12 protein-coding genes are annotated in these 13,142 nt (G+C 45.6%); 4 read left to right on the top strand and 8 right to left on the bottom strand.

Translation table 11 applies throughout. From position 1 onward, the window contains the following. Positions 1 to 15: 15 nt before the first annotated feature. Both AB4Z08_RS13415 and AB4Z08_RS13420 read right to left on the bottom strand, forming a co-directional pair. Positions 16 to 612 (bottom strand): RNA polymerase sigma factor, encoded by a 597-nt coding sequence (locus AB4Z08_RS13415; RefSeq protein ID WP_441574252.1) that lies wholly within the window; start codon positions 610 to 612, stop codon positions 16 to 18. 128 nt (positions 613 to 740) lie between these two features. Continuing rightward, on the bottom strand, positions 741 to 2,750 hold the full coding sequence (locus AB4Z08_RS13420) for an FAD-dependent oxidoreductase (RefSeq protein ID WP_441574253.1): 2,010 nt from the start codon (positions 2,748 to 2,750) through the stop codon (positions 741 to 743). 204 nt (positions 2,751 to 2,954) lie between these two features. Between AB4Z08_RS13420 and folD the strand changes: the two genes are divergently transcribed. Further along, complete coding sequence (gene folD / locus AB4Z08_RS13425; protein ID WP_441574254.1) at positions 2,955 to 3,806, top strand: bifunctional methylenetetrahydrofolate dehydrogenase/methenyltetrahydrofolate cyclohydrolase FolD; 852 nt, start codon at positions 2,955 to 2,957, stop codon at positions 3,804 to 3,806. 48 nt (positions 3,807 to 3,854) lie between these two features. Here the strand turns inward: folD and AB4Z08_RS13430 are convergent, their stop codons facing one another. Beyond that, positions 3,855 to 4,487 carry a MarR family winged helix-turn-helix transcriptional regulator gene (locus tag AB4Z08_RS13430; RefSeq protein ID WP_441574255.1) on the bottom strand — a complete coding sequence of 211 codons (633 nt, stop codon included), beginning with the start codon at positions 4,485 to 4,487 and terminating at the stop codon, positions 3,855 to 3,857. A gap of 118 nt (positions 4,488 to 4,605) precedes the next feature. Between AB4Z08_RS13430 and AB4Z08_RS13435 the strand changes: the two genes are divergently transcribed. Together AB4Z08_RS13435 and AB4Z08_RS13440 are read left to right on the top strand one after the other, a co-directional pair. Beyond that, positions 4,606 to 5,082, top strand: a complete 477-nt coding sequence (locus AB4Z08_RS13435; RefSeq protein ID WP_441574256.1) for a hypothetical protein — start codon at positions 4,606 to 4,608, stop codon at positions 5,080 to 5,082. Positions 5,083 to 5,224: 142 nt separating this feature from the next. Further along, positions 5,225 to 5,740 carry a DinB family protein gene (locus AB4Z08_RS13440; protein WP_441574257.1) on the top strand — a complete coding sequence of 172 codons (516 nt, stop codon included), beginning with the start codon at positions 5,225 to 5,227 and terminating at the stop codon, positions 5,738 to 5,740. Here the strand turns inward: AB4Z08_RS13440 and AB4Z08_RS13445 are convergent. The 5 genes from AB4Z08_RS13445 to AB4Z08_RS13465 all read right to left on the bottom strand — a co-directional run bounded on the left by AB4Z08_RS13445 (position 5,729) and on the right by AB4Z08_RS13465 (position 9,725). Continuing rightward, entirely contained in the window at positions 5,729 to 6,214 is a 486-nt protein-coding gene (locus tag AB4Z08_RS13445) for a DinB family protein (protein ID WP_441574258.1), read from the bottom strand. The genes AB4Z08_RS13440 and AB4Z08_RS13445 overlap by 12 nt on opposite strands. Positions 6,215 to 6,259: 45 nt before the next feature. After that, a complete protein-coding gene (locus AB4Z08_RS13450) occupies positions 6,260 to 6,853 on the bottom strand; it encodes a porin family protein (RefSeq protein WP_441574259.1) in 594 nt (197 codons plus the stop codon). A gap of 126 nt (positions 6,854 to 6,979) precedes the next feature. Then, positions 6,980 to 8,086, bottom strand: coding sequence for a Gfo/Idh/MocA family protein (locus AB4Z08_RS13455; protein ID WP_441574260.1), 1,107 nt, complete (start codon positions 8,084 to 8,086; stop codon positions 6,980 to 6,982). A gap of 203 nt (positions 8,087 to 8,289) precedes the next feature. Next, entirely contained in the window at positions 8,290 to 8,820 is a 531-nt protein-coding gene (locus tag AB4Z08_RS13460) for an OmpA family protein (RefSeq protein WP_441574261.1), read from the bottom strand. A gap of 98 nt (positions 8,821 to 8,918) precedes the next feature. Beyond that, the gene (locus AB4Z08_RS13465; RefSeq protein WP_441574262.1) at positions 8,919 to 9,725 is read right to left on the bottom strand and encodes an aminotransferase class IV; all 807 of its coding nucleotides are present in this window, start codon (positions 9,723 to 9,725) and stop codon (positions 8,919 to 8,921) included. Positions 9,726 to 9,801: 76 nt separating this feature from the next. Here AB4Z08_RS13465 and AB4Z08_RS13470 point away from each other — a divergent pair, with 76 nt between their 5' ends. Beyond that, positions 9,802 to 13,047, top strand: coding sequence for a glycoside hydrolase family 31 protein (locus tag AB4Z08_RS13470; protein WP_441574263.1), 3,246 nt, complete (start codon positions 9,802 to 9,804; stop codon positions 13,045 to 13,047). The last annotated feature ends 95 nt before the right edge of the window (positions 13,048 to 13,142 follow it).

Genomic DNA, 13,142 nt, shown 5'->3' on the forward strand with positions numbered 1-13,142 from the left:
TGGCAGACAAACTTTTTACTGCCAAAAAAATAATAGCAGCCATATACCTGTTAAATGACCTGCTTTGGCAGCCAGGTGTTTCCTGATCGCTACAATAGACCGGGCAATATAGTTTTTGGAAGTAACGCGGGAAATATTCATCTGCCGGGCAATTTCATCGTGCGACATGCCCTGGAAGCGGCTCAACCGGAAGGCCTGTTGCATTTGCGTTGGCAACCGGTTGATCGCTGCATTCAGCTGTATTTCTACATCTTTGAATTCCAGTTTATCCTGCGCGGAAGGGAGATCTGATTCCATATATACATCGTAGCCGTTTTCCTGCACCGTAGGCAACACACGTTTCCTGAATTCATCCAGGATCATGTTTTTAGACATGGTATACAAAAAAGCGTCAAAGCGGTTGACTGCCGTTAACCGTTCCCGGCTCATCCAGACCTTGATAAATATTTCCTGTGTAAGATCTTCTGCCTTTGCCGCCGACTTCACAAATTGCAGGGTATTGGCATACATCTTCTCCCAATAACGGTCAAATAACAGCTGGAAGGCCTGTTGGTCTCCCGCAGCCACGCGCTGCAACAGCTCTTTTTCATTATGTAAGCTATCTTTCAGCAAGGAAGGTCATGGAATTTAATACAAAATAACAATTTTGTGGAATTACACGGTATATACTACGTTACTGCTAAAGACGATAAAAAGAATCGCCCGAATCCTTCCGCGATATTATTTTTTTTTAAAAGATTTTATCTCGGTATAAATAGTACCGCATCTGCCACCACTATACCGTCTGTTTTGTGGTTATCAATTTCCACGTAGGCGCCGGTGCCGGCTTTTAATTCATAACTACCCAAACTTACCCATTCTCCGGAAGTTTGCCCTAATACCTTCACTGTTTGCGCAGCTATCAGTTTCTCGGCAGTACGCTTCCCATCATTGATTTTCACATGCACATTACCATCCATACCAGGCAACCGCGGAACATAGGTGTATACTTCGTATTTGCCTGCTTTCTTCACTTCCGGCGTAAAGCGTACTGATTTGGCGGTGGCGCCTTTGCTGTCGTCTGTCAGCAAAGAAGGACCATAACCGCCGTGGATAGCCGTTTTCCATTCGCCCGTAATAGTTACATGGGCGGCATCATTATCATCTACCAAAATCTCCACCGGACTATTATCCACCAAAGGATTGGTGAGCAACAGCTGCTGTACTTTCTTTACATCCGTTTCCTGTACCGAAGTTTTATTATCGATGGCTACTGCTGCTGCTGTTGCTGCCGATTGGCCCAACACCATAAATACCGGCTCCATACGAATGGATCCATACGCAATGTGCGTAGCCGACAAACAAACAGGTACCAGCACATTACGGGCATCGCCGGCTTTTGGAATAATCGAGCGGTAGGAAACCGGGTAAGGACTCAATCCGCCAATTTCTACATCTCCTTCATTCTTCACCATACCGTTTACGACTATACGCTGGCAATTGTGAGAATCCATATTATAAGCTGCCATGCCTACTCCATCCGTAACTACTTCCCGTCTTTCACAATTGGCCTGTGTCATCACGTAGTCGCCTATCATCCGCCTTACTTCTCTCACATACATTTGAGGAGACCAATGGCCATTATCTTTGTATTCGTCTTTAGGATAGCCCCAGGTCAGCATTTCAGTCCGCAGATGAGCAGGTACCCGCTCATCATGTCCTATAAAGTACAGTAAGCCTTTGGTATAGATTTCATGGTCATGGATGATTTTTTTCCGCGTAGCATAATCCGCGTCCGGATAGTCATAGTTCATCCCAATCATATCCGTGGAAAAAGCGCCTTTGTTATTGATATCTGTTTTGCCGTTGGGCATCAGGTCCAGCTTTAGCATGGGCGACAGATTTTTCGGCTTTGTATTTTCCAGCAGGCGGAGCAATAATTCGTATTTAGTCGGATCGTATCCTTCGGGCGCCGTAATCGGAATCCGGTTAGCCGGCTGATTAGTCAAACAGATCCTGAAATTATAAGCCTGTACAAATTTATCGCCGGCGCCATGATCTGCCAGGGTGCCGCTGGCAATTCCCCAGAGCAGGCCGCTTTCCGGTTTACCTGGTATTTTGTACGGGTCTATACCATCCGGGAACTGGTGTATTTCTCTCAACTGTACGCCGTTATAGGTTTCATTGTACTGGCTGTTGGCTTCGCGGCCTACTGTATAGGCAATACCCGCTTTCGCCATCAGATCGCCTTCATAGGAACAGTCGATGAACATTTTGGCTTTCACCACGCGGGTGTCTGCACCATTCACCACAATTTCCGTGATATAGCCATTCTCCTTTTTAGCGCTGCTGATGGCATATTCATAGAGTACCGGTACATTGGCTGTTTTAATATATTGCTGAAACACATTTTCGGCCACGCCGGGCTCAAAAATCCATTGTTCCAGTTTTCCATAGTGCTGTCCCATCCGGCGATAGAAGTCGCGGGATAAGCCGGTAATGGCATATTTATTACCAATATCTGTATAGCCCAATCCACCGGAGGTGAGTCCGCCCAGGTGCTTGTCGGGCGACACCAGTATCACGGTTTTGTGTAATTGCTTTGCTGTATAGGCAGCGATTACACCGGCAGAAGTGCCGCCATATACGCAGATATCTACTTCCACAGGCGCGGCAGCATAGCATAGATTACCCGCAGGTAAGAGGCAACAGGCCCCCAGGAGAACGTGCTTATATCGCCCGAGGAGGGCGGAAATGATGTTCGTCTTCATACGCAGAATGTAAATAATGACCATTTAGGAGGTCTTATGTTATAAAGACGAAAAAACAGGTAACAGGAATTCGTTGTGCAAAAAATAAATTTTACATCGGATAATTCCAGGCCGCCGGCGTATGGAACTTTATAACGGGTTAAGTATCTTTGTGCCCTTCAACAACGCAGATACCGCAACAATTAACGAATAAAAGATTTTAATATGACAGCAACATCTATACTGCTAGACGGGAAAGCTTTATCCAAAGAAATGGAGGCTGATTTAAAGGTAAGGGTAGAGAAAATCATCGCACAAACAGGTGTAGTACCGGTATTGGCTACTATACTGGTAGGCAATGATCCTTCTTCAGAAGTATATGTAAAAATGAAAGGTAACGCCTGCGAGCGCGTGAGCATGAAGTCACTGCGGGTACATTTGCCGGAAGAAACAACAACAGCGGAATTGTTAGCGGAAATTGAAAAATTAAATAATGATGATCAGATCTGCGGTATTCTGCTACAGCATCCTGTTCCTCACCAGATCGATGAAAGGGCCTGCTTCGACAAAATTGCCATCCATAAAGATGTGGATGGAGTTACCTGCCTGGGTTTTGGCCGCATGTCCATGGGCGAACCCGCTTATGGCAGCGCTACACCAGCTGGTATCATGGAACTGCTGAAGCATTACAAACTGCCTATTGCCGGCAAACATGCGGTAGTAGTAGGTCGTAGTCCTATTCTTGGTAAACCGGTAGCCATGATGCTGCTGAATGAAAATGCCACCGTAACCATTTGCCACTCCAAAACCAACAACTTAGCAGAGCTGATCAAACAGGCCGACATAGTAGTTGGCGCCGTAGGCAGACCTGAATTTATTAAAGCAGAATGGATAAAAGATGGCGCTATTGTAGTAGATGCCGGCTATCATAAAGGCGGACTCGGTGATGTGGAAATCAATAAAGTAAAAGATCGTGCCGCTGCTTATACCCCGGTACCTGGTGGCGTTGGTCCGATGACCATTGCCACCTTAATAGCGCAGACGGTAGCATCTGCCGAAAAGAAAATAACCGCATAATAAAATATGGATAGTAAAGTAAAAGGTGTTACTGTATAGTGACACCTTTTACTTTTTACCCATTACCTCTTTATAAATCTCATCGAAAGATTTTCCTTTATGCCCCTGAAATAAAGCGGAGAACTTCATTTCCGTTTCTTTTAATAACTGTATACATAAGCGTTTATCGTCCTGCCCCATTTCAGCCAGCATCATCTTTGCCAGCTTCCCGATGCGTTCCTGGCAAATAGTAATTACCTTTTCACCCTGGGCTGTCAACTCCAGCCGTTTCGAACGTTTGTCAGTTTTATCGTTGATTTCTTTCAGAAAACCTTTTGCTTTCAAGCGGTTCAACATATCCGTTCCACTGGACACCTCCAGCAGACAGGCATAGATCACTTCCGATTTTTTCGGATGCTTATGTTGCTGGATCGTTAGCAACAATCCAAATTCTTCCATCTGGGTAACGCCCGTATTTTCAAAAGCCGCATGTGCATAGGTCATGTTCAACTTATTGATTCTGCCGATTATCCGCAGCAGGAGTCCGTCTGTATGAGGCACCACGCCACCTGCCAGTGCAGCTGTGCTGTTGCTTTCCCTGGTATGAATCAGCTGATACCGGCAAAAGTCTTCAATACTGGCGCCCGGATGCCGCTCTGTAAATTCACCCCATCGGTTAATCAGCTCAATTGTTTTCTGCATCAGTTATTTCGTTTTCGTAGTAAAAGTAAAAAAAAGATGAGCGATACGTATCAATTATTACGTTTTCGTATTACATTTGCTGTAATAAACAATGTTTACGTAATAAAAAACGATAACTATGCTTTCTCCCTATCTTCTTCCAGCGGCTTTAGTATGCCACATCGCAGGACTGGTCATGATGGCTGGCACTACTTTATCTGACTTCATTGCTTTCAAACAGTTTTGGAAACATTATCCTGGTAACCCGCTCAGCACACAGGGCTTACAGCAAACCATGTCTAAATTCCCGATGATCATGGGACTCGGTGTCGGTTTGCTGATTTTGTCCGGTGTAGCCATGATGGCGCTTACCCAGGGAGCGTTTGCAGAGATGCGCTGGTTCCAGGTAAAACTGGCCGTAGTCATTATACTGATATTAAACGGATTGTTGGTGGGCAGAAAACACGGCGTACAATTACACCGGCTGCTAACCGTTGCAGATGGCCATATGAGTAATGAGCTGCAACAGCTGAAGGTGAACCTGCGCCGCTTTCATATCATGCAGTTAACACTGTTTGGCGTCATCATCATTTTAAGTGTATTCAGGTTTAACTGAGGCGAACGTGGCTGTCTTCTCATACGGCAGCCACTTTTTGACAGTCGGATTATTGTCGCTTTCGACCCGCTATATTGGCGTGTTAGCACCCGATACAAACCAATATATCCCGTTAAGTTTGTAGTAGACAAAACGATCCGCTATGAAAGCACAATTAATCAGTGAGATAGACCTCACCGGCAGCACCCTATTACGGTTACTTTCTTCTTTTACAGAAGCACAATTAAATGCAATTCCCTTTGAAGGCAGCTGGACCGCCGGACAGGTAGCAGAGCATATATGGAAGGCGGGAGACTGCAGCCTGCTCTATGGTCCTGCCACACCAACAGATCGCGCACCCGATGAGAAGGTAGATGCAATCAAGGCCATGTTTTTAAACTTCAGCATTAAAATGACATCGCCTGACATGATTCGCCCGGGCAATGATTATCTTACTAAAGAAGTGATACTCGGCAACATTCAACAGATATGGGAAAAGCTGACCACTGCCGCGCATACACTCCAGTTACAGGAAGAATGTAACAGTTTTGAGGTACCTGGCTTCGGACCTTTTACCAGGTTGGAATGGATACAGTTTATCAACATTCATACACAACGACATATACATCAGCTGCAAAACATACAGGCACATTTGATAAGCGCACAACTACACGCGTAGCCCGATCTTCATTCGCTCTATTTGCCGCCGGTGACGCAAAATGTGTACTATGGCATGTTCCATCAGTTGCTCGATGTCGTATAACTGCCCCCAGTTGGTAAATATTTTCTTTGCATTATCGGGTTGTTCCAGCTCATCGTCTTTAATGTCTTTGAATACTTCGGTGGTAAACCGGAAGGCATCTCTCAAATCATTTATATAATCACCGGCGACAGGGCGCAATTTCTTATCCGGCTTCTCATACGTATGCCCCTTGAAACGGTGGATATAACCTGCATAGGAATACATGGAACCAGCCACGTGCGCTAACACGGTTTGAATGGACCGGCAATCAGGATTGAGGGTAAGTGGATCAGCAATAGCCACCAACGCAGTATCAGGAATACCTGTAATGCATACCACCAGTTCAGCTACCGCTCTTTCATATTCGTCCAGTAAGGCGCCAATGGCGCCCTGTCTATATACTTTATCCATTTTATAACTCCCCGGTAAAAGAGGAGCGATAAAATTAATGCTTTCCTATTTAAAATTGATGCCAAGGCCAATCTGTGCCTGTTGTGTTTTCCACTGATAGCGGTCATCGATATTATTTACATCTGACAATCCCAATACATAGCGTGCATATACGTGTAATATATCAAACGTTAAAGTGGCGCCGGCAGCCACTCCCAGGTCACTGCGTTTAAAAGCAGCCCGGTTATAGGTGAGCAGATTTTCATTGGCATAAAATAAATAACTGTATTCCGGACCTGCATTTACGGTGATCATTTTGTTGACATTGTAACGCAGCAATACCGGCAGGGTAAGGTAACTTAACTTAATGCTTTTGTTGGCACCATCATTACTCGAGTGAATATAACGGGAACTGAAATCATCGCCGCGTTTTGGGGACGCCTGTGAAAACAATAACTCCGGCTGAATGCCCCATTTCTTTGTAAAATCATAACTCGCAAAAACACCGATTCTTCCGCCTAAGGTATAATTCGATTTTATCCCCTCTCCGTTTAGCTTGAACATATTCAGATCAGCCTTTAATCCGTAGTGCAATTGTTGTGCGTTCACTACGGAAACAACAGCGCATAGGATAGCCACCACCAATATTCGTTTTTTCATAGTTGATCAATTTAACCATAAAGAAACGAATTGATCAGATGCGTATTGCAGCGGCATTGCCACTAATAGATGATCCTCCTGTTTTTCACTATCATGCGCGGAATTTCCTCGGCCAATCAGATACGGTCAGAGGCTCAGATTTACTTTTTGCCCGGTTTTAGTCGCTTTATAAATAGCGTCAATGATCTTTAAGTCCTTCACGGCCTCCTCTCCGTTCACGGGTACAACCGGCTGTTTTCCTTCCAGAAGGATGCCTGCCATTTCTTCCATCTGCACGGTTTGATGGGTCACATGCGGCTGTGTTAACTCGCCCTTACTGGTACGGCCTTTAATGGGTCCATAGCCGGTGGATGGCCATAATTCAGCAAATCCTTTTTCACCGTTTAAGAAAAAGCGGTCCAGGTTATTCATGTTATACGTAGATAAACAGGAGGCCACTGCCCCACCCGGGAAGCCGAGCTGGAACTGTATGGTTTCATCCACACCTGTTTTAAATTTCACCGGGTCTGTTTTTGTTTCCTGTGCCGTCACCCATACCGGATCTTCTCCTACCATATAACGGGAACCGTTGATCGCATAGATCCCGATGTCCATCATAGATCCACCACCAGCCAGTTGTTTATTTAAACGCCACTGTGCAGGATCACCGATTTTAAAACCACATTGTCCCTGGAAAAACAGGATCTTACCCAATTCACCTGCATTTCTCATACGGATGATCTCCAGTGTTTTTGGCTCAAAATGCATGCGGTATCCTACCAATAGCTGCACATTTGCCTTTTTGCAGGCATCCACCATTTCCTGCCCTTCCCGCGCATTCACCGCCATAGGCTTTTCACAGATCACATGTTTACCGGCAGCGGCTACACGTATTACCTGGTCATGATGCAGCCCGTTAGGGGTGGTGATATACACCACATCAATGTCCTTGTTATCTTTTATCTGGTCAAAGTTGTCGTAGTTATAACAGTTCTTTTCCGGAATAGCGAAGCGGCTCTGCCAGTCTTTAATTTTAGCAGGGGTGCCACTGATCACTCCTACCAGTTTAGCTTTTACGCAAGCGCGCATCGCTTCTGCCACACGGTTGCCATAGCCACCTAACCCCATGATGGCCACCCTTAAAACGGGGCCATCGTAGTGATTCATGCGCGCAGCCCACCCGGTCAGCGGCATTAACGGCATTACCATAGCAGTAGCAGCAATTTTTTGCAGAAAGTCACGACGTGAGTTCATAACGGGAATATTTTGGGTTTCATGTATGGATTAATGATACAAAAAATATCCAGCATTTTTATGCGCGGAGGTAGCTAAAATATAACGAAACGGGTATACGAAAATGAGGCGGGGGAATAACGGGGGCAACAAACGGGGGCATCTCCTGGACTGAGGGCAGGGCCGCTATAGGCGGCACCTGCCTTCCGGATATAATCAACAACTTAATCCTTTACATCATACAAAATGACAAACTCTACTCTTCTGTTCTTTGCCTTGCCGGCTTCGGTGTCATTGGTCGCCACCGGGTCGCGGTCAGACAGGCCCCAGGTAAACATGCGGTCATTGCTCACATTATAACTGTTGAGCAATTTTTTAGCTCCGGCAGCACGTCTTTCAGATAAATCGCGGTTATAGGTAACGGCCCCTGTATTATCGGTATGACCAGTAATCAGAATTTTTGTTTTGTTGTACTTGTTCAGCACTTCCGCAAAATGTCCGAATGTTGGCTTTACGCTTTCATTTACCTGGTCGGATGCCGTGGCAAAAAGAACGTTATTGGGGAAGATCACTTTCAGACTGTCTTTGATGATACTTACTTCGGCCTCGTTCAATACATTTTTCAGCTCTTCATATTGCTTGTTCATATATACATGCTGACTGCTGCTTTTCTTTGAAGCAGCACAGGAAGCCATAAAAGCAACGGCTACGATAGCCAGCAGGTAATAACGTGAGGTCAAGAACATTCTTTTCATTATCAGGTGTGTTAGGCCACAAAGGTATGTAAAATAGCCATTATCAAGCTGTTGCACCGATAATCTATAATATTCATAAAATCATATATGCGTTAATGTTATAACTCCTCCCAGGGTATCTGCGTGTATGCTTCCTGCAGGATATCGAAAACAGCTACCTCCACAGGAAACATCCTATTCTCTATTTGGCGTATAGGCTGGGCAGCAGTAATGGAATTCATGGCAAAGGCAGTAGTAAAACTATCGAGTTCATGGATGGATATATGCTTTACCGTTACCGGTATCTTTAAACGCTTCAATCCCATCATGATCAGCTGCAACATAATGCCGGGCAACGCCGGCGCCGCAGGAAAAACAAATCCGGTACCATCATAGAAGCCGATGTTCCAGACAGATCCTTCTGATATTTCACCGGATGCCGTGGTATACAGCACATCATCATAGCCACTCAACAATGCCTGTCTTTTGTAATGAAGCAGCCCTATGGAGATGCCCGCATGCTTGAGGTGCGGCAGGAAACGCTCGTACACCGCGGTTCCCACCGCCAGGGGAGTAACATTCATTTCCAGGGGGGCCGACCGGATGATCAGCACCTGCAAATCATCCCGGGAGATGGCGCCCGGATTGGCGGCTGATGAAAAAATATGTACCCGCAGGGAACAGGAGCCCCCTGCAACGCTCGTCCTGATAAATGAAAGCAGTTTTTCCGGTGGTACACTCACACCAAAAAGAGCGATAGACGATGCTTCCAGGCGCGCTACATGCGGATGCAGCCCTTTTACTTTTCCGTTGCGGACCTGCATGGCAGTAAAATGACCGGCATTCAATGTGGCCAGTTTAGGAAGATCGGCTAATGTCACCGGAGCGCCATTTAATGCCTGTTCATAAATCATTTCTGTTGACATCTATTACTTTTATTTCTTTGCCACTCAAGGCTAAGGTGTATGTATTTTTTAGAAAAGATAGGGAAATATCATTTCTTTGAGACCTTTCGATCTTAAACAGCAGGAGCAAAAAACAGGTATTCCTTCGTTAACAGACGCAGGGGCTGTATATATATTGGCAGATTTTAATGGTGAACAATTCATGAAAAAATTACTTCTACTAGTTCTTTTAGCCTTTTCGGGCGCCGCATCTTTTGCGCAGGAGGCATCGCAAAAATCCAAAGTTTTCTGGCAGGAAAATTTCAAAACCGCGGAACTCCCCGCCGGATGGAAAAATGTGGATTCCAGCAAACGGGATCTAAACTGGATCGTTACAGATCAACCCTACCCTGGCTCCTATCAATACCAACAACAGGCACCACCCATTGCATCTAAAAGCCGCGGCCATCACCTACAATTTCAGGCAGGCTATTTTGTGGATGAAGATCAACCTTCCTGGGTGAAGAAAAAGGTATATCCGGATACCTGGATACAAACCAGCAGTATTAACTGTGCCAATAAATCATCTGTTATCCTTCGCTTCCAGCACACATTCCGGTACAACAGCGAATTTGCTGCACCGGGAGCAGCCTTGCTCGTGGGCGTAAGCACAGACGGTATCAAATGGACCGACTACAATGTGATGAATAATGTACCGCCGGCCAATGATATGTTTATACCTATTAACCAGGAAATTAACATCACAGCCATCGCGGCTAATCAACCGAAAGTATATATCCGTTTCTACTGGAAAGGATTTTACAGCTGGTACTGGATGATAGATGACATTGAACTGGCAGAAGCTTATAGAAAAGACCTCGCGATTACCCGCCTGGTATCACACAATGAAGAGAAGAATACATTTACTACCGCAGATGAACTGGCTGTTACGGTAAAAAACACCGGCATCGAAACATTAAAATCTGCTTTTAAAATAAGTTGCAAAATCGATCAGCAAAAAGAGATAGAGGCAGCAGTGCCCGGCAATAAAAAGGGGCTGGCACCGGGACAGGAAATGACAGTGAAATTTCCGCCAACAGATCTAACCGACCGCACCTTGCATGCACTTGCATTCACGCTTCACTATGATGGAGATGAGCATGCGTTCAATGATACACTGCGCGCCCGGGTGAATGCCAAAGAATCACACGTTGGCAACTTAACCGATTTCAAAGGAGCAGGCAATGAGTTTAATATCAAATCCGGCTTATCGGCCTTTAAACTGATTTTTTATACCGATGATATCTTCCGCATCTGGATGGCGCCGGATGGTGAGTTCAGCAATCCTGCCGGCAATGATATTGTGGTGGATTACACACCGAAGCCATCAACAGTAACAGCTACGGATAAAGGAAGTTATTACCAGGTAAAAAGTAAAGACTGTATCGTTCGTGTATATAAACAACCATTGCGGTTTGCGATGTATGATATCACAGATACCCGGGTGATCTGGGAAGAATCTGCGCCGATGTCGTTCGGATCCAGCACCACGCAAACCATGCGCCGGCAGCCCGATGAATACTTTTATGGAGGCGGCATGCAGAATGGCTACTTCTCGCACCGCGGACAGGAGGTATTAATTGAAAAGGGTAATGGATGGGATAACGGCGGCAGACCTAACCCCGCCCCGTTCTATATGTCTACCGCCGGATATGGCGCTTTTAGAAATACCTTTGATGTAGGCCGTTATTCTTTCAAAGAAGAGTTACAGTTTGCACATAATGAAAATCGTTTTGACTGCTTCTATTTTTATGGTCCTGCTTTAAAACAAATCCTCAACGGCTATACGCAGATAACAGGCCGGCCTTTCTTAATGCCACGCTGGGCGCTGAGTTTAGGTGATGCCAATTGTTATAATCGTGGTGGCAGTGGTACTGATTCAAAAGCGTATAAAGGTACCGGTACTACCGGCACCACCCCGGATGTGATTAAACTGGTGGCTGATAAATATGTTGAAAACGATATGCCCCGTGGCTGGATATTGCCTAATGATGGATACGGATGTGGTTATACGAAATTAGATTCTACCATTACAGAATTGCATAAACGCGGCTTCTATACCGGCTTATGGACAGAAAATGGTGTTGACAAAATCGCACGTGAAGTAGGTACCTATGGTTCCCGCCTCGCAAAGCTGGACGTAGCCTGGGTAGGTCCCGGCTATAAATTTGCATTGGATGGCTGTAAAGCGGCCTATGAAGGTATTGAAAACAACAGCAATGCCAGGGGATATATCTGGAGCGTAATGGGTTGGGCTGGTACGCAGCGGTATTCCACTGTCTGGTCCGGCGATCAGTCCGGCAACTGGGAATATATCCGCTTCCACATCCCCACCATTATCGGAGCGGGTCTTTCTGCACAGAACGCCGCTACCGGCGATGTAGATGGTATCTTCCGCGGCAGTGACTCTACCTATGTACGCGACCTCCAATGGAAATGCTTCACACCGGTGTTTATGGTGATGAGTGGCTGGGCAAAGAAAAACAAACAACCTTATCTGCAGGGAGAATCCAATACGGCCATCAACAGAAAATACCTGCAGCTGAAGATGAGAATGACACCATATATGTATACCCTGTGTGCGGAAGCACATGAAACAGGGGTACCTGCTTCCAGGGCTATGGTATTGGAGTTTCCGGAAGATGAGATATGCAAGGGTACCCAAACGGAATATCAGTTCATGAACGGGCCTTCCCTGCTGGTAGCACCCGTATATAAAAGTGAAGGGAAAAGAGATAGTATCTATTTACCACAGGGTACCTGGTTTGACTACTGGGATGGCACTGCGTATACCGGCGCTACTGTTATCAATAATTACACTGCGGGACTGGAGAAATTACCGTTATTCGTAAAACAAGGCGCCATTATCCCGATGTACCCACTCATGAATTTTGATGGGGAAAAGAAAACGGATACGCTGACACTCGATATCTATCCTTTTCACAAATCATCTTTTGATCTGTATGAAGATGACGGGCTGACACGCGACTACAAAACCGGGGCTTTCGCTAAAACATTAATTGAAGTGGACGCTACCAAAGGAGTGCAGGTGAAGATCAACGCAGCAAGAGGTGAATTTGAAGGCCGTCATCAACAAAGGATCTATTTGCTGGAGATACACCAGCCGGCTAAACCTAAAAAGGTAACAGTCGGTGGCCAGTCGTTGAAAATATATACAGACCAGTCATCGTTCGACAAAGCGGCTACCGGCTGCTATTTCAGCGCAACGGAGAAAAAAGGCACCCTGCATATTAAAACAAACTGGTTAAGCACTGCTACCACACAGGAAGTGAACGTGTTATAATTACAAATTGGGAATTACGAATTACGGATTTGTGAGAAGATAGTAAACGCGAAAGTCAATACTCGCTTACTTCTTCCTGCAAATCCGTAATTCGT

The organism is Chitinophaga sp. RAB17, from assembly GCF_052114225.1.
In the GTDB taxonomy this organism is placed as follows: domain Bacteria; phylum Bacteroidota; class Bacteroidia; order Chitinophagales; family Chitinophagaceae; genus Chitinophaga.